At 59.5% G+C, this 22,619-nt stretch carries 17 protein-coding genes; 9 read left to right on the top strand and 8 right to left on the bottom strand.

Annotation, left to right across the window (positions count from 1 at the left end):
- Positions 1-13: 13 nt before the first annotated feature.
- The 3 genes from IEX57_RS04275 (at position 14) to IEX57_RS04265 (ending at position 2,479) form a co-directional block, all read left to right on the top strand.
- Positions 14-994, top strand: coding sequence for an ABC transporter permease subunit (locus tag IEX57_RS04275; RefSeq protein WP_188702663.1), 981 nt, complete (start codon positions 14-16; stop codon positions 992-994).
- Positions 994-1,761 (top strand): ATP-binding cassette domain-containing protein, encoded by a 768-nt coding sequence (locus tag IEX57_RS04270; RefSeq protein WP_188702661.1) that lies wholly within the window; start codon positions 994-996, stop codon positions 1,759-1,761. Before IEX57_RS04275 ends, IEX57_RS04270 begins: the two co-directional genes overlap by 1 nt.
- A 121-nt stretch (positions 1,762-1,882) precedes the next feature.
- The gene (locus IEX57_RS04265; protein ID WP_188702658.1) at positions 1,883-2,479 is read left to right on the top strand and encodes a TetR/AcrR family transcriptional regulator; all 597 of its coding nucleotides are present in this window, start codon (positions 1,883-1,885) and stop codon (positions 2,477-2,479) included.
- A 99-nt stretch (positions 2,480-2,578) separates the two neighbouring features.
- Here IEX57_RS04265 and phbB read toward each other — a convergent pair whose 3' ends face one another.
- A complete protein-coding gene (gene phbB / locus IEX57_RS04260) occupies positions 2,579-3,313 on the bottom strand; it encodes an acetoacetyl-CoA reductase (RefSeq protein WP_188702656.1) in 735 nt (244 codons plus the stop codon).
- Between the two features lie 148 nt (positions 3,314-3,461).
- Between phbB and IEX57_RS04255 the strand changes: the two genes are divergently transcribed.
- The 6 genes from IEX57_RS04255 (at position 3,462) to IEX57_RS04230 (ending at position 10,547) form a co-directional block, all read left to right on the top strand.
- Positions 3,462-4,337, top strand: coding sequence for an SDR family NAD(P)-dependent oxidoreductase (locus tag IEX57_RS04255; protein WP_229708697.1), 876 nt, complete (start codon positions 3,462-3,464; stop codon positions 4,335-4,337).
- A gap of 104 nt (positions 4,338-4,441) precedes the next feature.
- The gene (gene pyrG / locus IEX57_RS04250; protein ID WP_188702652.1) at positions 4,442-6,094 is read left to right on the top strand and encodes a CTP synthase; all 1,653 of its coding nucleotides are present in this window, start codon (positions 4,442-4,444) and stop codon (positions 6,092-6,094) included.
- A 101-nt stretch (positions 6,095-6,195) separates the two neighbouring features.
- Positions 6,196-7,047: a 3-deoxy-8-phosphooctulonate synthase gene (gene kdsA, locus IEX57_RS04245; protein WP_188702650.1), complete on the top strand. Its 852-nt coding sequence runs from the start codon at positions 6,196-6,198 to the stop codon at positions 7,045-7,047.
- A gap of 89 nt (positions 7,048-7,136) precedes the next feature.
- Positions 7,137-8,432, top strand: coding sequence for a phosphopyruvate hydratase (gene eno / locus IEX57_RS04240; protein ID WP_188702648.1), 1,296 nt, complete (start codon positions 7,137-7,139; stop codon positions 8,430-8,432).
- 133 nt (positions 8,433-8,565) lie between these two features.
- On the top strand, positions 8,566-8,919 hold the full coding sequence (gene ftsB, locus IEX57_RS04235; protein WP_188702646.1) for a cell division protein FtsB: 354 nt from the start codon (positions 8,566-8,568) through the stop codon (positions 8,917-8,919).
- A 140-nt stretch (positions 8,920-9,059) separates the two neighbouring features.
- Entirely contained in the window at positions 9,060-10,547 is a 1,488-nt protein-coding gene (locus IEX57_RS04230) for an aminotransferase-like domain-containing protein (protein ID WP_188702644.1), read from the top strand.
- Between the two features lie 4 nt (positions 10,548-10,551).
- On the opposite strand, the gene IEX57_RS04225 is transcribed toward IEX57_RS04230, so the two are convergent.
- The 7 genes from IEX57_RS04225 to IEX57_RS04195 all read right to left on the bottom strand — a co-directional run bounded on the left by IEX57_RS04225 (position 10,552) and on the right by IEX57_RS04195 (position 22,408).
- Complete coding sequence (locus IEX57_RS04225; protein ID WP_188702642.1) at positions 10,552-10,863, bottom strand: hypothetical protein; 312 nt, start codon at positions 10,861-10,863, stop codon at positions 10,552-10,554.
- A 64-nt stretch (positions 10,864-10,927) separates the two neighbouring features.
- Positions 10,928-11,242 carry a DUF2917 domain-containing protein gene (locus tag IEX57_RS04220; protein WP_188702640.1) on the bottom strand — a complete coding sequence of 105 codons (315 nt, stop codon included), beginning with the start codon at positions 11,240-11,242 and terminating at the stop codon, positions 10,928-10,930.
- A 159-nt stretch (positions 11,243-11,401) separates the two neighbouring features.
- The gene (mnmC, locus tag IEX57_RS04215) at positions 11,402-13,339 is read right to left on the bottom strand and encodes a bifunctional tRNA (5-methylaminomethyl-2-thiouridine)(34)-methyltransferase MnmC2/FAD-dependent 5-carboxymethylaminomethyl-2-thiouridine(34) oxidoreductase MnmC1 (RefSeq protein ID WP_188702638.1); all 1,938 of its coding nucleotides are present in this window, start codon (positions 13,337-13,339) and stop codon (positions 11,402-11,404) included.
- A 17-nt stretch (positions 13,340-13,356) separates the two neighbouring features.
- Complete coding sequence (locus tag IEX57_RS04210; protein WP_188702636.1) at positions 13,357-14,595, bottom strand: MFS transporter; 1,239 nt, start codon at positions 14,593-14,595, stop codon at positions 13,357-13,359.
- Positions 14,596-14,801: 206 nt separating this feature from the next.
- Positions 14,802-16,310, bottom strand: a complete 1,509-nt coding sequence (gene lysS, locus IEX57_RS04205) for a lysine--tRNA ligase (protein WP_188702634.1) — start codon at positions 16,308-16,310, stop codon at positions 14,802-14,804.
- Positions 16,311-16,370: 60 nt separating this feature from the next.
- A complete protein-coding gene (gene prfB / locus IEX57_RS04200) occupies positions 16,371-17,474 on the bottom strand; it encodes a peptide chain release factor 2 (RefSeq protein WP_188702632.1) in 1,104 nt (367 codons plus the stop codon).
- Between the two features lie 182 nt (positions 17,475-17,656).
- Positions 17,657-22,408 (bottom strand): NAD-glutamate dehydrogenase, encoded by a 4,752-nt coding sequence (locus IEX57_RS04195; protein WP_188702630.1) that lies wholly within the window; start codon positions 22,406-22,408, stop codon positions 17,657-17,659.
- Positions 22,409-22,619: the final 211 nt, after the last annotated feature.

Below are 22,619 nucleotides of genomic sequence, written 5' to 3'. Positions count from 1 at the left end.
ATGGAACCCGCCCATGGAAGAATCCGGCAAACGGATGGATCGGCTGACCTTGATTACCAAGGTCTGGCCCTGGCTGTTTCTGGCCGCATTACTGGTGTTCTTTGAGGTCTGGGCGCAGATCGTCGCGCGCAGATCGTTCGTGTTCAACCTGTATAACGTGCAATCGATCATGCTGGCGGCCAGCGCGCCTTTGCTGCTGGCCATTGGCCAGACCTTTGTCATCATCACCGCGGGCATTGATCTGTCGGTCGGCTTCGTGATGGGCTTGTCGGCCGTGTGCGTGGCGCAATTCACCTTGCTGGGCGGGCAGTCCGTGGGCTCGCTGGTGCTGGCCTCTATCGGCACCATGCTGGTTTGCCTGATCCCGGGTTATGTGAACGGCGTACTGATTGCACGCATGGGGGTGCCGGCGTTTATCGGTACGCTGGGGATGTACGGCGTGGCGCGGGGCGCGGGTTTTCTGGCGGCGGGCAGCGGCATGACGGTGTCGGTCAATCACCCGGGGCTGGCGTGGCTGGGGACGGGCTGGGTGCCGATTATCCTGACCGGCATCTTGTTGCTGATCATGCACTTTGTGCTGTCAAAGACACGTTTCGGCCAGTACACCTATGCCATTGGCGGCAATCTGCAGTCTGCCGCGCGCGCCGGGATCAACGTCAAACGTCACCTCACCGTGGTTTACATGCTGGCGGCGTTATTTGCGGCCATTGGCGGCATTGTCTATACCGCGCGCTTTGCTGCGGGCGCTGCCAATGCCGGCGAATCTATGCTGCTTGATTCGATTGCCGCCGTGGTGATCGGCGGCGCCAGCCTGTTTGGCGGTACGGGTAACGTCATCGGCACGCTGATTGGCGCGCTGATCATTGCCGTGATCCAGTTCGGGCTGATTTTTATCGATATCAACGCGTTCTGGCAGTTTATCGCCGTAGGTGTCGTCATCATCCTGTCTGTGCTGATTGACCAGTACAAGGAACGGCTGGGGAGGGAGGGCTGATGGCCGATACGCCTTTGCTGGAAGTGCGCAATGTCTCCATTCATTTTGGTGGCGTGCAGGCACTGAAGAATGTATCGCTAAGCATCGTCCCGGGCGAGGTGGTCGCGCTGGCGGGCGACAACGGCGCGGGCAAATCCACGCTGATCAAGATCATCTCTGGCGTGTACAAGGCGACTGCGGGCGAGCTGTTTTTTGACGGTCAGCCGCTGGTTTCGCGTGATCCGCAAGACGCCCGCAGCAAGGGGGTCGAGACCATTTACCAGGACCTGGCGCTGGCTGATAACCTGGATGTCGGCGGCAATATTTTCCTGGGGCGCGAGCCCATGCGGCGCTGGCTGGGTTTGCCGGTGATTGATCGGGATCACATGCATAAAGTTGCACGTGAAGTGCTGGACCGGCTGGATATCATCATTCCTGAACGCAAACTGGCTGGCCCGGTGCAAATGCTCTCCGGCGGCCAGCGGCAGGCCATTGCCATTGGCCGCGCCATCTACTGGAATGCGCGGCTATTGATCATGGATGAACCCACCGCGGCGCTGGGCGTGCCGGAGCAACGCAAGGTCATGTCGCTGATCCAGACACTCAAGGCGCAAGGTGTTGCCATTTTGCTGGTGTCGCATAATCTGCACGACATTTTTGCCGTGGCCGACCGCATTGTGGTGCTGCGCCGGGGCGAAGCGGTCGGAGAGCGGCGCGTAGCGGAGACGCACGGCGAGGAAATCGTCGGGTTGATGGTCGGTAGCGAGTACGCCAATGTCGTGCCGTAATTTCAGGTCTGACGCAAACAGAAATTGATATATCAAAATGTATGAACCCGTAGCGCAAGTCGGGATAAAATGGATTGGATAGTCCAATCCAGGTTTATCTGTGTCAGCGAGTACGAGCTTCATGACCTCCGATATCAGCAATCACGATTGCGCCGAACGCGTGCTGGAAGCCGCCATGCAGGTGTTTTGCGAGTCCGGTTATCGCGCCAGTATTGATCTCGTCGCCAGCCGCGCCGGTGTGGCCCGGCAGACGGTGTACAACCGGTTTGGCAGCAAGCAGACGCTGTTTGAATCTGCCTTGTCAGCCAAAGTCGAAGAAATGCTGTCTATTTTCGAGAACGGTAAGGGCAACTTGCGGGATCGGCTGATCGAGTTCGGCGTGAGTTTTCGCGCGCGGGCACTGACGCCAGAATCCATCAATCTGCACCGGGTGCTGACCAGCGAGGCTTCGCGTTTTCCGGAACTGGGTCGGCATTTTTATCAGAACTGCGTGCAGCGTTGCACCACCCAGATCGCCGCAGAACTGGCCCGCTCCATGCAAGCGGGCGATCTGCGTCACGAAGACCCGGCGCGCACCGCCAATATGCTGCTTGATCTTCTGGCCAGTCGCGAAAAGCTCGCCATGATTTTTGGTGAAGAGCCGCCCGTACTTGAGCGGGAAACCGAGGCCGTGACTGAAACCATCGATTTTTTTCTGCGGGCACTCAAACCGCTATGAGTTTTCTTTAGAAACAGCAACTTGTGTTGCTGTCTTGATCCGGACAATAAAAAACGGCGCCATCTTCTGGCGCCGTTTTTGTTTGCTGTTCTGGCACGATCAGCAGGTGTGTTGACCACCATTCATGGCGATATTGGCACCCGTCATGAAACCGGACAAATCTGATGCCAGCCAGGCAATCAGGCTGGCCACTTCTTCGGGCTTGCCCAGACGCCCGACCGGAATCTGCGCAATGATCTTGCCGCGCACGTCTTCCGGCACTGCCATCACCATCTCCGTGGCAATGTAGCCCGGGCTGATGGTGTTGACGGTCACGCCTTTTTTGGCCACTTCCTGTGCCAGTGCCATGGTAAAGCCATGCATGCCGGCCTTGGCGGCGGAGTAGTTGGTCTGCCCGAACTGGCCTTTCTGGCCGTTGATCGACGAAATGTTGATCACGCGGCCCCAGCCACGCTCTGACATGGTGTCGACAAACTGTTTGGTGACGTTGAAAAGAGAATCCAGATTGGTCGCCATGACGGTGTCCCAATCTACCTGGGTGAGCTTGCGAAAGCTGGCGTCGCGGGTAATGCCTGCGTTGTTGACCAGCACATCGACATCGCCCACCGTTTCACGAATGCGGGTGGCCAGGCTGACGCACGCGTCAAAACTGGTGACATCGCATTCAAATGCGTGAAAAGCATAGCCCGCATCGCGGGTTTCGCTGAGCCATTTCTGTTCTTTGCCGGGCCGGGAGTAGGTGGTCACTACCGTAAAGCCACCATCAGCGAGTGTCTTGCAAATGGCGGTGCCAATCCCGCCCATGCCGCCAGTGACCAGTGCGACTTTGGCCATGAGAGTCTCCTCGTTGTTTTAAGACCGGAATTCTTTGCCAGATTCCGGCACAATCCTGTTCCTGTGGTTGCACCATTGCCTGATACAACCAATTCAATAATAAAACCTCTTTTGAAAAAGGGAATTACGAATGAGCCAAGATGGTGAATTGACAAGGAAAGTTCGTACGATTCTGGTTTCTGGCGCATCGACGGGTATTGGCTATTGTGCGGTGCACGAATTAAAAAACCTCGGCTGGCGGGTATTTGCCACGGCAAGACAAGCTGATGATGTGGCCCGGCTGGAGGCAGAAGGGCTGGAAGCATTGCAGCTGGATATTGCAGACAGCGCATCAATCCGGTCTTGCGTGACCGAGGTGCTGAACCGTACGGGCGGCACGCTGGATGCCTTATTCAATAACGCCGGCTTTGGCGTTCCGGGTGCGGTTGAAGATCTGACGCGTGATGCAATGCGTCATCAATTCGAAACCAATGTATTTGGCACTATTGAATTGACCAACGCCGTGCTGCCTGCCATGCGCCGGCAAAAACACGGGCGGGTGGTGATCAATAGTTCAATTCTGGGTTATGCCGCCATGCCGTATCGCGGCGCCTATAACGCCAGCAAATTTGCGCTGGAAGGTTTTGCCGATACCTTGCGCCAGGAACTCAAAGGCAGTGGCGTATTTGTCAGCCTGATTGAACCGGGCCCGATTACCAGCCGGTTCCGGCCCAATGCCCAGCAGCAGTTCGCACGCTGGATCAACGCGGACCAGAGTTTTCACCGGCCTGCTTATGAAGCCATGCAGGCACGCCTGGCCAAACCCGGCCCTGCGGCGCCATTCACTTTGCCGCCGCAAGCGGTATTCAAGGCACTTTTGCGCGCACTCGATCAAGGTCATCCGCCGGCACGTCTGCCGGTGACCGTACCGGCCATCGTGTTCTGGTATCTGAAAAAATGGTTGCCAATCAATGTGCTGGACAAGCTCTTGCTGGCAGCAAGTGGCGACGAACCTGGCTACAGTTATGGAAGAAAACGCAAATAGCGCGTTTATGCATCCGTCAAAATCACAAGTTTGCGGCCTTGTCCAGAATTGAGGGACAAGGGGTGTTCGTATAGAATACGGAATTCCAATCTGTACCCACTGCCATGACCAAGTACATCTTCGTTACCGGTGGCGTTGTTTCCTCCCTGGGGAAGGGCATCGCCGCCGCGTCTCTGGCCGCCATTCTTGAGTCACGCGGTCTCAAAGTCACCATGATGAAGCTCGATCCATACATCAACGTGGATCCGGGCACCATGAGCCCCATGCAGCACGGCGAAGTCTTCGTGACCGAAGACGGCGCCGAAACCGACCTGGACCTGGGTCACTATGAGCGCTTCATTCATTCCAAGATGAAAAAGCGCAATAACTTCACCACGGGTCAGATCTACGAATCGGTCATCAAGAAAGAGCGCCGCGGCGACTATCTTGGCAAGACCGTGCAGGTCATCCCGCACATTACCGACGAAATCAAGTCGTTCATCGACGCTGGCGCCAATGACGCGCAACTGGCGGTGATCGAAGTCGGCGGTACTGTGGGCGATATCGAATCCCTGCCGTTCCTGGAAGCCATTCGCCAGATGGGCGTGACGCTGGGTCGCGAAAACACCTGTTTCGTGCATCTGTCCTATGTGCCGTACATTGCGGCCGCAGGCGAGATCAAGACCAAGCCGACGCAACACAGTGTGAAAGAGCTGCGCGAAATCGGTATCCAGCCCGACGTGCTGATCTGCCGCGCAGACCGCATCGTGCCGGATGACGAACGCAAGAAGATCGCGCTGTTCACCAATGTGTCCGAACGCGCCGTGATTTCCTGCCCGGACATGCCGTCGATCTACCAGATCCCGAGCGTGCTCTCCAATCAGGGTATCGACGAGATCATCTGCAAGCAGTTGCAGCTGGACCTGCCGCCGGCCAACCTGGCAACGTGGGACAAGATTGTCCACGCCATCCAGAACCCGCAGCAGACCGTGCATATCGCCATGGTCGGCAAGTATGTTGACCTGACCGAATCCTACAAGTCGCTGATCGAAGCACTGAAGCACGCCGGCATCCATACCGGCTCTGAAGTGAAGATCGACTTTATTGATTCTGAAAGCCTGGAAACCGAAGGCGTGGACGTCCTCAAGAACGTCGATGCAATCCTGGTGCCGGGCGGCTTTGGCAAGCGTGGCGTGGAAGGCAAGATTCGTGCGGTGAAATATGCCCGCGAAAACAATGTGCCGTACCTGGGCATTTGTCTGGGCATGCAGATTGCGCTGATTGAATACGCCCGTGACATGGCCGACATGAGTGGCGCCAACTCGACCGAGTTCGATCTGGAAACCGACTTCCCGGTTGTGGCCCTGATTGACGAATGGGTCAACCACGACGGCAAGATCGAAAAGCGCGACGAGAACTCCAACATGGGCGGCACCATGCGCCTGGGCGCGCAGGAATGCCGCCTGGATGATGGCTCGCTGGCGGCAAAAATCTACGGCGCCGGCACCATTACCGAACGCCATCGTCACCGCTATGAAGTGAACAACCACTATCTGCCGCGCCTTGAAGCCGCTGGCCTGAAGATCAGTGGCAAGTCCACCGGCGCGGAACAACTGGTTGAAACCATTGAACTGCCGGAACACCGTTGGTTCTTTGCCTGCCAGTTCCACCCTGAATTCACGTCCACCCCGCGTGACGGCCACCCGCTGTTCAAGGCCTACATTGAAGCTGCCATTGCCAACGCCCGTGAACACGGCCGCGAAGGCGTGAGCTGCTGATCGGCTTTGCTGATCAACCGATCAAGACCTGTCAGTGAGCAACAGGGCGCGCATGCCAGGGCGGCGCGCGCCCGCCCACTCACACCTCACTGGAGCAAACCATGAAACTGTGCGGATTTGAAGTCGGGCTGAATCAGCCCTTTTTCCTGATTGCCGGCCCCTGCGTCATTGAAGGCGAGCAGTTCTCCATCGATGTTGCTGGCCAGTTGAAAGAAATCACCGCCGAGCTGGGCATCAATTTCATTTTCAAATCCAGCTTTGACAAGGCCAACCGCTCCTCCGGCAAGACATTCCGTGGCTACGGCATGGACGAAGGCCTGCGCATTCTGGCCAAGGTGAAAGAGCAGATCGGCGTGCCGGTACTGACCGACATCCACGAAATCGACCAGATCAAGCCGGTTTCCGAAGTGGTGGACGTACTGCAGACCCCGGCCTTTTTGTGCCGCCAGACTGACTTCATTCGTGCCTGTGCCCAGTCGGGTAAGCCGGTGAACATCAAGAAGGGCCAGTTCCTGGCCCCGGGCGACATGAAGAACGTGATCGACAAGGCGCGTGATGCAGCCCGCGATGCCGGCCTGTCTGACGACCTGTTCATGGCGTGCGAGCGCGGTGTTTCGTTTGGCTACAACAACCTCGTGAGCGACATGCGCAGCCTGTCGATCATGCGCGAAACCGGCGCGCCGGTCGTGTTTGATGCGACGCACTCCGTGCAGCTGCCAGGCGGCCAGGGCACCAGCTCTGGCGGTCAGCGTGAATTTGTACCGGTCCTGGCGCGTGCCGCCGTGGCCGTGGGCGTGGCCGGCGTATTTGCCGAGACCCACCCGAACCCCGCTTGCGCAATGTCTGACGGCCCGAATGCATGGCCGCTGGGCCGCATGAAGGAACTCTTGACCACGCTCAAAACAATTGATGCCGCCGTCAAGGGCACGCCTTTTATCGAACAAACTTTGTAATTCAAATGGGCTATTCTGATAGCCGCACCGACCACCGGGTTTGAAAGAAGCAGCAGTACCAAGATCAATCACCTACAGAGGTAAAGCCAATGAGCGCTATTGTTGAAGTCATTGCGCGCGAGATTCTGGATTCTCGCGGCAATCCGACCGTTGAAGCTGACGTTCTGCTGGAATCCGGCGTGATGGGCCGCGCTGCCGTACCGTCCGGTGCATCCACCGGCGAGCGTGAAGCACTGGAACTGCGCGATGGCGACAAGAGCCGCTACGGTGGCAAGGGTGTTCTGAAGGCCGTTGAGAACATCAACACCGAAATCTGTGAAGCCATCATTGGCCTTGACGCCGCGGACCAGGCTTTCATCGACAAGACCATGCTGGATCTGGACGGCACCGAAGACAAGAGCAAGCTGGGCGCCAACGCCGTGCTGGCCGTGTCGCTGGCCGTAGCCAAGGCTGCCGCTGATGAAGCCGGCCTGCCGCTGTACCGTTACGTTGGCGGTTCGGGCCCGATGGCCCTGCCGGTACCGATGATGAACGTGATCAACGGTGGCGAGCACGCCTCCAACAGCCTGGATTTCCAGGAAATCATGCTGATCCCGGCTGGCGCAACGAGCTTCCGTGAAGCCCTGCGCTGGGGTGCCGAGATTTTCCACACCCTGAAGAAAATCCTGCACGACAAGCATCTGCCGACGCAAGTGGGTGACGAAGGCGGTTTCGCACCGGACGTCGCCAACGCTGAAGAAGCCCTGGACCTGCTGATGCAAGCCATCGACAAGGCCGGCTACAAAGCTGCTGACCAGATCCTGATCGCCCTTGACTGCGCTGCTTCCGAGTTCTTTGACAAGAATACCGGCAAGTACGTGTACAAGAAGAGCGACAAGCGTGAACTGTCGAGCGAACAGCAAGTTGACTACCTGGAAAGCCTCGTCAACAAGTACCCGATCATCTCGATCGAAGACGGTATGGGCGAGCGTGACTGGGACGGCTGGAAGATTCTGACCGACCGCCTGGGCGACCGCGTGCAACTGGTGGGCGATGACCTCTTTGTGACCAACACCAAGATTCTGGCTGAAGGCATCAAGAAGGGTATTTGTAATTCCATCCTGATCAAGGTTAACCAGATCGGTTCGCTGTCCGAAACCCTGGCCGCTGTTGATCTGGCCAAGCGCTTTGGCTACACCTCGGTGATGAGCCATCGTTCGGGCGAAACCGAAGACAGCACCATTGCTGATCTGGCCGTGGCCACCAACTGCATGCAGATCAAGACTGGCTCGCTGTCCCGTTCGGACCGTATCGCCAAGTACAACCAGCTGCTGCGTATCGAAGAAGAACTGGGTGATGCTGCTTACTACCCGGGCTTTGACGCCTTCTACCAGGTCCGCAAGTAATTGCGCCTGACGGGCGACCCGCATGAAATGACGCATTGTATGATGCGTCATTAGAAAATACGGGTGGTCTGTAGTAACATCCGAAACCGGAGCAAACCTTGCTCCGGTTTTTATTTCCACACTTCAAAAATACATGCGGACACTCGCGATAGCCCTTGCTTTGCTGATTCTGTTGCTGCAATGGCCGCTCTGGATTGGCAAGGGCAGTTGGCTGCGCGTATGGCAACTTGATACGCAACTTGCCACGCAACGCGGCAAGAACGAGAAACTCAAAGAGCGCAATGCCGCGCTTGAGGCCGACGTGGTCGATCTGAAAACAGGCACGACCGCCATCGAAGAGCGCGCCCGCAACGAACTGGGCATGGTTCGTCAGGACGAAGTGTTCTTCCAGATTCTCGATAGCCGCAAACCAGCAGCTTCCGCCGCCAGTTCCAGTCTGGATGCGCCCATTGCCAGTGTGGCTGCCACCGCATCGGCAGCGCAGTAATCCATTGGTATAACAGTTATGACGGGCGTTTTGCCCAAACTGTTATCCTTTCATCTGTTTATTTTCTGTTTTTCTCAAAACTGTTCTGTTTTTGATTCAGGCGCGATATAGTGCATTGACCTCCTTGCGGACGCGATGCCATGAACGATCTGAGTTTTGCCGCCGGCCGGCGCAAACCTGACACCCTCTACCACCAGTTGGCAGAGGACCTGGCGCAAGCCATTCTGGCAGGCATGCTCAAGACCGGAGAAAAACTGCCCTCTGTGCGCAAGATGTCGGCACAGCGCCAGTTAAGCCTGTCGACGGTGATGGAGGCGTATCGCGAACTGGAAGACCGCGGGCTGATCGAGGCCCGCCCGCAAAGCGGGTTTTATGTCCGCAGCGCCACCGCATTTGCCACGCCGGCACTGACGCAACCGCCCAAAACCCCATCCAGGGTGGTAACCCAGGCCGAATACTGGCCTTATCAATCCAACCAGTTTGCCGAGGTCAAAGTCGATTTTGGCCTGGCGATCCTGAACCCGGAACACTTTCCGCTGCAGCCATTGCAGCGGTTGTTGTCGCAGATTTCCCGTCACGAACCCGAACTGCTGGCCGACTACGGCACGCCACCCGGCGACCCCGAATTGCGCCGCCATATTGCGCGCCGGGCGCTGGCATGGGGCGGCCAGTTTGAGGCCGATGACGTCATCGTCACCCACGGCTGCCTGGAGGCGATCAACCTGTGCTTGCGCGCAGTAACGCGCCCGGGCGATGTCGTGGCCATTGAGTCGCCCGCGTATTTCGGCGTGCTGCAGATGCTGGAGAGCTATCAGCTCAAGGCGCTGGAAATCCCGACCCATCCGCAAACCGGTATCTCGGTGGAAGCGCTGGAACTGGCCACCCGCAACGGCCAGGTCAAGGCCGCGCTGCTGTTGCCCAATTTTTCCAACCCGATTGGCAGCCTGATGCCGGATGAGAACAAGCGCCGCCTGGTGGAGTTGCTGGCCGAGCGCAGTATCCCGCTGATTGAAGACGACCTGTACGGTGAGTTTTTCCATCACGGCGAACGCCCGCGCCCGGCCAAGGCATTCGACAAGACCGGCAATGTCATGCTGTGCTCGTCGTTTACCAAAACGCTGGTGCCGGGGTTCCGGATTGGCTGGGTGGTGGCGGGGCGCTGGCGGCGAGAGCTGGAAAAGCTCAAGTTCATCAACACGTATTCGACCTCGACCTTGCTGCAGAAAACAGTGGCCCGGTTTCTGGAGAACGGCGGGTACGACCATCATTTGCGCAAACTGCGCCGGGCGGTGGCCGACCAGTTAAATTGCGGCGCAGCGGCAATCCAGCGCTATTTTCCGGCAGAAACGCGGCTGAACGTGCCGCAGGGTGGTTTTGTGTTGTGGGTGGAGTTGCCAGCCGGCATCAACACGCAGGTGCTGTTGCAGCGCTCGATTGAGGAAGGGATTGTCTTTGCGCCGGGCGAGTTGTTTTCGCCCAGCCGCAGCTATCGCAATTGCTTGCGCATTTGCTGTATTGAAACCTGGACCACGCGGCACGAGCGCGCCATCCAGCGCCTTGGGCAGCTGGCACAAGCACTGCTGGACGAGCAATCCGCCGCAACGGATCTCGTCATTCCCGCGGCCTGACGCATCACAGTTGCTGTGGTGCGGCCGCCAGCATGTCCGGGCTGTCTGGCTGCGCGTCATCCGCGTCTACGTCCGTGCCCATGACCAGCGGGCAACTGTCCGGGCCATTGGTCTGGATTTCTTCGCAGTAGGGCGAGTAGCTCATCATGCAGGGCGGGATTTTGTGGTCCTGATCCACCCAGACGACCTCAAAGCGCTGACCGCACACGCTATCAAGAATCGCCTCCAGCGTACCGACATCATCAACCATGTCGGCGCAGGCGGGGGAAAGCAGGCCAGCGCTGAGCAGGCCCGCGAGGGAAAGACGGCGTAGCATACGGCCTCCTTCACCGGCCCGGGATGTTAATCGGGCGCGTCAGGATAAGACCGTAATGACAATGTCAAGTTCTGGCCTGGATTCGCTTTATGGGGCTTGATCTTACACGCCACGACGAACGGAAGGCTGGCCAGCGCCATGCACCAGGCCAGTGCAAATGCCAGACGCTGCGCGGCGTTTGCAGGCTGAATCTGGCGTCCTGGGCGCCTTCGATCAGCACCGTTAACGGGCTGTTGATCTGCCAGGATTCGCCACGGCGCAGCACGATATCTTCACCAGGTACCGAGATCCAGAGCTGGCCTTGTTCGCAGCGGATGACCGTGCGCTCTGCCTTTTTCAGGCTGATCAAAGAAGGACAGGCAATCAGGGTGGCTTTCATGGTGGCGCTCCGCAGCGGCTTCAGACCTGGCCAGAATACGGGGTCGGCCCTGGTGCCGGTAGCTGCATCAGCCAATACAGTTTGCCTTTGCAGTTGCAGCAAAAAGCCCACTGTTATGCTGAACGTTGATGAAAGCTGTTATGCACTTGGCATCCAGTTTCAGTCGTCGTCCACTTCCGCTGTCTCTTGCGGCGGCCATGGCAGCCCTTTGCGCAGGGCGCGCAACAAGAACCTTGCCGGATCAATGGCTTGCACCAGATCGCGCTCCAGCGGCAGAGGCTCGCCATTCAATTGTGCGGCAATCAGCTCTGCTGCCAAGGGCGCAAACGTCAACCCGCGTGACCCCAGGCCCAGCAGGCCATACAAATCCGGATAACGGCGGATATGAAACAGCTGATGCGCCTTGCCTTGCTGGTGGGCAGGCAAGGGCAGTGCGCCCACCAGCGGCATGCGGTCTGCCGACCCGGGGCGCACACACAGGCGTGTACGGCCGGTTTGTGCGGGCGTGATCGCGCAATCTGCAAACAAGGCCTGACTGCGCTGGATGTTTTCTGCTGCGGCCGCTGTTTCCTGACCTGTTTGCGCAACCGCGGCGCCGGTGGTGTGCCAGCCATCCAGCGCCGGCGTGACATAGCCCGCGCCAGAGATGCCCGCCTGCACGGGCGGCAACGCGCCTTCGGCAATCAGCGTGGTGCTGCGTTGCGAGGCTGTGAGCGGCAACTCCGCAGCCAGGGGTAACTGTTTTGCCGCAAAGGCATGGGCGAGCACCGCTACGGGCGCACGCGCCAGCAATTGCCCGGCAGAATCGCTGGCGCACCAGTCGCCATCGACATATCCCAGTTGGGCCACATGCTGGTTGCCGATAAAGCGGATGCGATCAGCGTATCGCGCCAGGCTGGCCTCGCAAAAACTGCGTGGTTGCACCCAGGCGCCGCGTTCAAACCACCAGGCGCCCCAGTCCGTTGCCAGGCTGAATTGCTGCGCCACCTGGTCTGGCTCCAGCCAGCGCAACATCGCGGCCGGCCAGTCGCCGCTATGGGCAATGGTGCGGAATGTCTGTGCCTGATCGGCCGTGCGTGCCACCTGGACCAGACCAGGCCGGCCCCAGACGGGTTGCTGCGGTGCCGTGGCAAAACCGGCCAGATGCTGCAGGGTGAATTCGCTGCCGGCGCGGGTCAACCGGGCCAGCAGGTTGTCGTCGCGCGTAAAGTGCGCATGCATCAGCCCGACATGATTGCCGGATGCCCCTTGTGCTGGCGTGGCGGACTGATCCAGCACCGTGACCTGCCAGCCGCGCGCGGCCAGGCGTTCGGCCACGGCGCAACCGGCCATCCCGGCGCCAATGACCAGCGCCTGCCGTTCACCGGCATACACCGGGCGCGAATGGGGCGCGTGGGCGACGGTGCCGGCCAAGCGCTTGCGTTTGCTGCCAAAACCCGTTTCTTTGTGCGGGGCAAACCCGGCTTCGGTCAGCGCATCCCGTACCGTGCGGGCGACGGTGTAGGTCGCCAGGGTGGTGTCTGGGGTTGTGTTGCGCCACAGCGCGCGCAGCACGTCGACAGACCAGATGTCGGCGTTTTTGTCGGGAGAGAATCCGTCCAGGTAGATGGCGTCAATGCGCGCATCAAGCTGGCTGAGCAGGGTGACCGCCTCGCCCAGCAATAGTGTCAGTGTGACGCGGCCACCATCCAGGTTCAGGCGGTGAAATCCGGGGGTGAGTTGCGGCCACTGCGCCAGCAGTTCGGCCGACAGCGCGGCCAGTGCGGGATAGCGCTGATGCAGTACAGCCAGGTCTTCGGTACTGAAAGGGTGTTTTTCGACCGAGACAAAATGCAGTCGCGTGGCGCGTTGCGGATCGTTTTGCCAGGCCTGCCAGGTCACCAGAAAGCTCAGACCCTGACCAAAGCCGGTTTCAGCGATGGTGAACACGTCGCGCTCGCGCCAGCGCTCGGGCAGGCCATTGCCGGCCATAAACACATGCTGTACCTGAGCTTCGCCACCATTGTCCGAGTGATAGATATCGTCATAAATGCGGGACCAGGGGATCTGGTCTTTGGCAAAGGCGAGTTCTGCCGGGACAATGGCGGGATAGGGCATGGTGACGATATTGGGTTTTATTCGGTTGGCGTGGCGGGTAACGGCTGGCCAGGTTTGTCCCAGCCCATGAAGTGACGCAGCGTAAACACAAACGCCAGTCCCGTCAGCACAAATACGGCCGCAAACCAGCCTTCGCCACCAGCGCGATAGATCGCCTTGAATATCTCAATGCCGATCGCATAGATGCCCATCATGATCAGCCCCAGTGTGGCGGATACTGTGCCTTTAGCGATATCGCTGGCAAACAGCGTCAGCCGGAAAATACCGGCGTTGCCCAGGCCCAGGCCAAACGCGTACAGGCCAAGACCAATGGCCATGCCTTTGAAATGCGTTTCGAACGTCAGGGTAAAGACAAGCGCCAGCAGCGTACCGGCAAATACCAGCGAACCACCCACGCCAATGACGCGGTGAATCGGGAAACGGTCGCCAATGGTGGCCAGCGCGATATTGCCGGCAATCAGGGCGCCAAATACCGGCAATTGCCACAGGCCGTAATCGAGCGAGGAATGGTGTTCGCCTTCCATGATGATCACCGGCGACTGACCGATCCACGCCAGCAACGGCAGGCCTGCCATCGAGATCGCCATCACGCCGGACATGAACCGGCGGTTGGTCAGTACGGCTTTGTAATCCAGCCAGACAGACTTGCACGAGAACGGCGCTTTGCTGCGCGGCGCGGTTTCCGGCATGGTGAAATACAGGCCCACGCCCGCAACTGCAGCCAGACAGGCGATTGCCACAAAAATCATGCGCCAGGTGGTGAACGCCATCAGCGCCGCGCCCGTCAGCGGGCCAATCAGTGGTGCCAGCAACGCCACATTCGCCATCATGGCCGTGACCTTGATGGCGGTCTTTTCTTCAAACGCTTCCTGGATTGCGGCGTAACCCACGGCCACCAGGAAACACATGCCCATGCCTTGCAGGAAGCGCAGCGCCAGGAACACGCCCATATTGTTGGCAATCAACGCGGCCAGGCAGAGCGAGACAAACCAGACCACCCCCGCCAGCATCACCGGCCGCCGCCCGATCCGGTCTGACAACGGCCCCAGCAACCACTGCAGCGACGCCCCGCCGATCATGTACAACGTCATCGACGTCGGCACCCATGCCGAGCTCACGCCAAACTCCTGCGTTACGTGCAGCATGCCCGGCAGGATCATGTCATTGGCGATATAGGTAGAGAACTCGTACAGCACCAGGCACAGCGGAAACAGCATGGCGCCGATATGCAGACGGGAGATGGGCTTGTGTTGCATTTGTCATTATCTTTGGCCAGGTGCGGACCGGCCGGTAAAAAGCAAAAGGCCCGCAAGCGGGCCTCGTTCTGGATGGGGTCCAGTGAATTGGCGCGAACGGGAAAACTCAGCGAAGCGGTGCTGGCAAGGCATGTTCACGCAGGCAGTACGATTCGTACGACAAGTGAACATAACGCAGCCAGCAGAGTTTTCCCGTGAGCGCTAATTCAGTCTTCGCGGCGCATTTGGGGGAACAGAATTACATCACGGATGCTCGGCGAATCCGTCAACAACATCACCAGACGATCAATGCCGATACCGCAGCCACCGGTCGGGGGCAGGCCGTATTCCAGGGCGCGGATGTAGTCAGCATCGAAATGCATGGCTTCATCGTCACCCTTGTCTTTCAGGGCGACTTGCGCCTGGAAGCGGGCGGCCTGGTCTTCCGGATCGTTCAACTCAGAGTAACCGTTGGCGTGCTCACGACCGACCATGAAGAGTTCAAAACGTTCCGTGATGCCGGCCTTGGTGTCGCTGGCGCGGGCCAGCGGCGAGACTTCGGCCGGGTAATCGATAATGAACGTCGGTTCCCACAGCTTTTCTTCGGTGGTTTCTTCAAACAACGAGAGTTGCAGGCCGCCGATGCCATCGGTCAACACCGGCTTGCCGCCCAGACGGGCGATTTCGGCCTTGATGAAGGCGCGATCATTCAGTTGCTCGTCGGTGTATTGCGGGTTGTAGTGCTTGATGGCTTCGGTGATGGTGAAGCGCGCAAACGGCTTGGACAGATCAACTGTCTTGCCCTGGTATTCGATCACGGTGTGACCACAGACTTCCTTGGCGGCGTAACGGATCACGCCTTCGGTCATCTCGATCATGCGATGGTAGTCGGCGTACGCCTCGTAGAACTCCATCATCGTGAATTCGGGATTGTGCCGCGTGCTCATGCCTTCGTTGCGGAAGTTGCGGTTGATCTCGAACACGCGCTCCATGCCGCCTACAACCAGGCGCTTGAGGTAAAGCTCCGGCGCGATACGCAGGTACAGCGGCATATCCAGCGCGTTGTGGTGCGTTACAAACGGCTTGGCCGTGGCGCCGCCCGGGATCGGGTGCATCATCGGTGTTTCAACTTCCAGGTACTGCTCGCCGGTCATGTATTCACGGATCTTCTGCACAATGCGCGAACGCTTGATGAAGGTATCGCGCGCTTGTTCATTGGTGATCAGATCAACATAACGCTGGCGGTATTTCTGTTCCTGATCGGCCAGGCCGTGGAACTTGTCCGGCAGCGGGCGCAGCGATTTGGTCAGGAGGCGCAGTTCGGTGACCTGAACCGACAATTCGCCGGTCTTGGTCTTCATCAGCGTGCCTTTGGCACCCAGAATGTCGCCCATGTCCCAGGTCTTGAACGAGGTGTAAACGTCTTCGCCCACGCTGTCGCGGCTGATATAGAACTGGATACGGCCAGAGACGTCCTGCACGGTGGCAAAACTGGCCTTGCCCATAACGCGCTTGAGCATCATGCGGCCGGCCACGGCGACGGTGATGTTCTGCGCTTCGAGGTCTTCTTTTTCAACGTGGTCGAACTTGGCGTGCAAGTCGCCGGCCACGTCCACACGTTTGAAGTCATTCGGGAAAGCCGGGCCTTTTTCGCGCAGGGCAGCAAGCTTGGCGCGGCGCTCGGCCATGATCTGGTTTTCGTCCTGGACAACCACTTGTTCTTGTTGATCGCTCATTTTCTTTTCCGTTTTTAGCTATGCGCGCCCGTTGCGCGACTAAGGGGTGAGGGCGGCGAATTACACGCCCTGTTTCAGGCTGGCCTCGATGAAGTCATCGATATCGCCATCCATCACGCCCTTGAGGTTGCCGACTTCGTAACCGGTGCGCAGATCCTTGATCCGGCTCTGGTCAAACACGTACGAACGGATCTGGTGACCCCAGCCGATATCGGACTTGCCGGCTTCCAGTTGCTGTTGTGCTTCCATGCGCTTGCGCAGTTCAAGCTCATACAGCTTGGCGCGCAGCATTTGCCATGCTTCGTCGCGGTTGCGGTGCTGCGAGCGGTCGTTCTGGCACTGCACCACAATGCCGGTCGGCACGTGGGTCAAACGCACGGCAGAATCGGTCTTGTTGATGTGCTGACCACCCGCGCCAGAGGCACGGTAGGTATCGGTGCGCACGTCGGCCGGATTGATCTCGATCTCGAAGCTGTCATCCACTTCAGGATAGACAAACACCGAGCAGAAAGAGGTGTGGCGGCGGGCGTTGGAGTCAAACGGCGATACGCGTACCAGGCGGTGTACGCCGGTTTCGGTCCGCAAAAAGCCAAACGCGTAGTCGCCGGTCAGTTTGATGGTGGCGCTGGTAATGCCGGCAACTTCACCTTCAGAAACTTCCATGACTTCAACGTTGAAACCCTTGCGTTCGCCGTACCGCACGTACATGCGCAGCAGCATGGAGGCCCAGTCTTGCGCCTCGGTGCCGCCCGCGCCGGACTGGATGTCCACAAAGCACGGTTGCGGGTCCATCGGATTGGAGAACATGCGGCGGAATTCCAGCGTGGCGATTTCCGCTTCCAGCCCAGCGACGTCTTCAGACACCGCGTTGATGGTGTCCCAGTCTTCTTCGCTGCGACCCATCTCAAACAATTCTTTGGCGTCAGCGACACCGTTGACCACTTTGTCCAGCACCAGCACGACGGCTTCCAGCGCCTTGCGCTCACGGCCGATTTCCTGGGCTTTCTTGGGGTCGTTCCAGATTTCTGGCGACTCTGACAGGCGTACGACTTCTTCCAGCCGGTCCACTTTGGACGGGTAGTCGAGGTAACGCTTGAGTTCGTTGGCGCGTTCACCCAGGTTGGTGAAGCGATTTTCGATCTGGTTAAGCTGTTCGGCTTCCATGCTCGATCAATTCATTCGGTTCGGGAAACCTGACATTCTAGCAGGGAAGCGGGCCAAATCAGACGTTTGCGACGTGAAAAATAAAAAAATCCGGCAGCGGACTGCCGGATCAAACGGGTGTGGGCCACCCATGACTCGTACCGCCCGCGCTGCAAAACACAGCACGGGCGGCCAGTAGCAGATCAATCATCCATCAAGCGGTGACGGGCTTCGCGCAGGGCGGCAGAGATCATGGCCAGATCGGTCGTGCTGGTCTTGAGTTCTTCCAGCATGCGCTGCCAGGCCAGCACGGCGCCTTCCAGTGACGCCTGCCAGGTTTGCAGCCGTGCCTCAACCGGGCCTTCGCCACCCAGCCAGGCGCGATCAACCAGTCTGGCGTGCAGGCGTTGCAGATCATCCCGCGCAGCCAGCCGGGCCAGCGCCTGCCAGCGATTGTCACGCGGCAAGCCTTCAATGGCCGCAGTCATCCAGTCAAAGCCCAGCAATGCGTCCAGTTGCAGATACAACTGCAAGCGCTCGGCCAGTGCACTGCGCAAAGCGTCGTCACGACCCAGTTCCAGCAGCGGGCCGGCATATTCCACCGCCAGTACGCGCGCCGCCAGTTCCAGTGGCACGCCTTGTGCCACCCATTCATCGCGCCGGGCGTGGGCGCGCTCCGGATTGGCCAGCCATTGCGCCAGCCCGCTCAGCGCGCCGCGTACCGCATCGGCAAAGGCAGCGTCTTCTGCCACTTCCGGCGCCTGCAACACCCAGCGCGTGGCGCGCTCTGTCTGTCTGCGCACAATCTGTAGCAAGGCGTACTGGGTCTGTGCCGAAACCGGCGCGGGCAACGCTTCAGCCGCCAGTGCCAGTTGTTCGCTGCCCAGCAAGGATTCAGTCACCGCCAGTGCCTTGATGACCTGCGCCGGGTGTCTTTCCGCTTCTTCGCTCAGCCGGAAGGCAAACGTGATCCCTTGCCGGTTGACCGCATGATTGGTCAGCACAGTGGCGACAATCTCGCGCCGCAGCGGGTGATCAGCCAGGCGATTACCAAAGCGCTCGACCAGGAGCTTCGGGAAATACTCCCGCAGCAGCTCGTCCCACTGGGCTTCATCAGGCAGTTCGCTGTTGAGCAAATCTTCGCTCAACACCATTTTGGCGTAGGCCAGCAATACGGCCAGTTCTGGCCCGGTCAGCCCGCTACCGGCTTGCTGGCGATCCAGACACTGGCTATCGGTCGGCAGATATTCCAGCCGGCGCGAAAGCTTGCCGCGGGTTTCCAGTTGCTGCATGAAGCGCTGATGCACCGTCAGCAGCGACGCAGCCTGTTCTGCCTCCAGCGAGAGCGCCAGCGTCTGCAGTTCGTTGTCGCGCAAGACCAGGTGTCCTACGTCGTCGGTCATTTCGGCCAGCAGGGCGTTGCGCTGCTTGAGCGTCAGATCGCCTGCACTCATGATCCGGCCCAGCAGGATCTTGATGTTGACCTCGTGATCGGAGCAATCCACGCCGGCCGAGTTATCAATGGCGTCGGTAAACACGCGCCCGCCTGCCAGTGCGTATTCAATCCGGCCCAGCTGGGTCATGCCCAGATTGCCGCCTTCGCCAAATACCTTGCAGCGCAGGTCGCGGCCATCCACCCGCAAAATATCATTGCCGCGATCATTGGCTTCGGCCTGCGACTGGCTGGATGCCTTGACGTAAGTGCCAATGCCGCCGTTGTAGATCAGGTCAACCGGAGCCCGCAGCAGCAGATGGATCAGCGCCACTGGCTCCAGGGCCGATACATCCACTTGCAGCAGGGCTTTCATCTGCGGCGAGAGCGGAATGCTCTTGGCGCTACGCGGCCAGACGCCGCCGCCAGCGGAAATCAGCGTGGCGTCGTAATCAGCCCAGGACGAGCGGGGCAGGTTGTACAGACGCTCGCGTTCCTTGAATGAGGCTTCCGTATCCGGTTCCGGATCAATAAAGATGTGGCGATGATCAAAGGCCGCGACAAGACGCGTCACGCGGGAGCGCAGCATGCCGTTGCCGAATACGTCGCCAGACATGTCGCCAATACCGATCGCCGTGAAAGGCTGCGTGGCGACATCCACGCCCAGTTCACGGAAGTGGCGCATGACCGATACCCAGGCGCCGCGCGCGGTAATCCCCATCTTTTTGTGGTCGTAGCCGACAGAGCCGCCGCTGGCGAAGGCGTCATCCAGCCAGAAGCCGTAGTCTTGCGCCAGGCCATTGGCCACATCAGAGAATGTCGCCGTGCCTTTGTCTGCGGCCACCACCAGATACGGGTCGTCCTCGTCGCGGCGATGTGTTTGCGACGGCGGCACCACCTTGCCATCCACCAGGTTGTCGGTCAGATCAAGCAGGCCGCGAATGAAGCCCTTGTAGCATTCCACGCCGCGCGCCAGCCAGGCTTCGCGATCGGCTGGCGGGTTTTTCACAATAAACCCGCCTTTGGAGCCCACCGGCACAATCACCGTGTTCTTCACCATCTGCGCTTTAACCAGGCCCAGTACTTCGGTGCGGAAATCATCGCGCCGGTCAGACCAGCGCAGGCCACCGCGCGCCACCTTGCCGCCGCGCAAGTGAACCCCTTCGACCTCAGTCGAATACACAAAGATTTCAAACAGCGGCGCCGGTTGTGGCATCCCTGGCACGCGGGCCGACGCGATCTTCAGCGACAGGTGCCCACGCGGCAGACCGTCCGGCGCAGGCTGGAAATGGCTGGTGCGCACGGTGGCTTCAATTGCGCCACGGAAAGCACCCAGCGCTTTTTCATCGTCCGCCACAGGCAGCGCACTGATGGTGGTTGCCAGTTGCTCGCTCAAGGCATCGGCGGCGACATCATCCAGCGCCGACGGGTCGTGCCGCAGATAAAACAGTCGCACCAGATCCCGCGCAATACCGCTATGCGCCAGCAGGCAATCCGCCAGCGTATCCACGGCGTTGCGCAGATTCAGTTGTTTAAGCCAGCGGGCGTAGGCGCGCAGGACCAGCACTTCGCGCCAGGCCAGGCCGGCGTGCAGCACCAGCCGGTTAAAGCTGTCGTTTTCGCTACGGCTATTGAATACGGCGCGAAACGCATCCAGAAAGCGCTGGCGGGCGCCGGCATCTTCCAGCGCGCCAGCTACCGGCAACTGCAGGCCGATATCGATAATCCAGCGCGGGCCATCATCCAGTTGCAAGATGTACGGGCGCTCATCGAGCACGCGCACCGCCAGGTTTTCCAGCAGCGGAATGTAATCCGAGATCGCAATGTCTTTGCCGTGGAACAGCTTGATGCGCCACAGCCGGGTGTCGTTGTGGCTGGCGGGTGTCAGTGTTGCGGTGAGCGGGCTGACGTCAGATAACTCTTCCAGCGCATCAATATCGTAAACGGCCACGCGGGCGCCGAAATCACTGGTGTAGGCCGGCGGGAAAGCGCGCTGATAGCGCTGATAGCGTGCGGCGCCCAGTTCCTCGCCACTGTGCAGCAGCAGGCTGTTGCGCAGTTCGTCTTGCCAGCGCTGGGCGATCTGGGTGATTTCCGCTTCGATGTCCCGTGCGCTGTACACCGGGCAAGTGTCGTGGGGTAGCCGCACAATAAAGTGAATGCGCGCCAGAGGTGAATCCGACAGCAGCACGTTGAAGTCGCAGCTTTCGCCGCCCATGCGTTCCAGCAGCAATTGCTGAATGCGCGTGCGTACTTCGGTGGTGTAGTTGTCCCGTGGTACATAGAACATCACAGAGACGTAGCGACGGTAGATGTCGTCACGGAACAGCACGCGCACGCGGTTGCGCTCATGCAGCCCGACCACCGCCGAGACGATCCGGGTCAGGTCCTCAATGCCGGTTTCCATCAATTCATCGCGCGGCCAGGTATCCAGCACGTTCAGCATGGCTTTGCCGCGGTGACCGGACAAATCGACGCCGCTTTGCTGCAGCACGGCGTCAATCTTGCGGCGTGCCACCGGCACTTCGCGCGGCGGCTGGGTATAGGCGCTGGCGGTATACAAACCCAGCAAGCGCAACTCGCCCAGCACTTTGCCGGATGCGTCGACGCGCTTGACGATCACCACATCCAGATATGCCGGACGGTGAATGGTCGAGCGTGAATCTGATTTGGTCAGAATCAACAGTGTTTGCGGGTTGTAGGCGAGGGCGCGCAGTTCTGGCGCCAGTTGGGCAAACGCGTGCGATGGCGCGGAGACATTGCCGTTGCGCAGCAGGCCGAACCCGGAATTGGGTTCACTCATCAGCGCATTGCCATCGGCGCTAAGTTGATAATCGCGCACGCCCAGAATGACAAAGTGGTCATCTAGCAACCAGCTGAGGAATGCTTGCGTCTCGCTGCGCTCTGCCGCCTCCACCGGTGGCGGGTTGGCCGAAAGGTCGTCACGGCATGCGGCGATGCGCGCTTTCATGCGTGGCCAGTCAGCAATGACCGAGGCGAGCGTCGCCAGCACTTCTTCGATACTGCCTTGCAAGGCAGTCAGTGCCGCGGGATCGGTCTCGCGGTCGATCTCGAAATGCATCCAGGATTCGGCTACGCCATCCGGCCCCAGACCAGTCAGTTCGCCCTGGACATCACGCAGGACATGCAGTACCGGATGCAACACCAGGTGCACGGTATAACCGGCCCGCGCCAGCGCCATGCTGACGGTATCAACGAGGAAGGGCAGGTTGGGCACCACCAGTTCAATCACGGTGTGTGACGACTGCCAGCCGTGTTCAGGTGGTGTGGGATTGTAGATACGCAGCAGCGGCTGATCCGGCAGGCGACGCTGGCCCAGTCGCTGATGGGCGTGTGCGGCGCCCAGCCAGTCTTCGGGCTGGTGCGTAGAGAAATCTTCTTCTGGCAGGTCTGCCGACCACGCCTTGAGGAAAGACGCGAGGCCGGTGTCATTGCCAGCCAGCAGGAGTACACTTTCGAGAATGCCGGCGGCATGCATCGGGCGGGTTTTGTTTTGAATCATTGCAGCCATCCTTGATCAAAGCAGGACTGTCATCGAGTCGGCACCTGAGGCCGGGTAACCACCACAGGACTACAGCGACTGTATACGGCGCTTGAAACAGTCGCCAACGGGGTTTCCCGCATTGGGAATAGTCCTGATTCGACAGGGATTCAAGGGTGCGTGATAGTGGCCGACCCGCGTCGGCGTGACCGGCATGTGTTGTGGTCATCCG

This window comes from Silvimonas iriomotensis, assembly GCF_014645535.1.
In the GTDB taxonomy this organism is placed as follows: domain Bacteria; phylum Pseudomonadota; class Gammaproteobacteria; order Burkholderiales; family Chitinibacteraceae; genus Silvimonas; species Silvimonas iriomotensis.
This window is presented reverse-complemented; position numbering and strand designations above follow the sequence as displayed.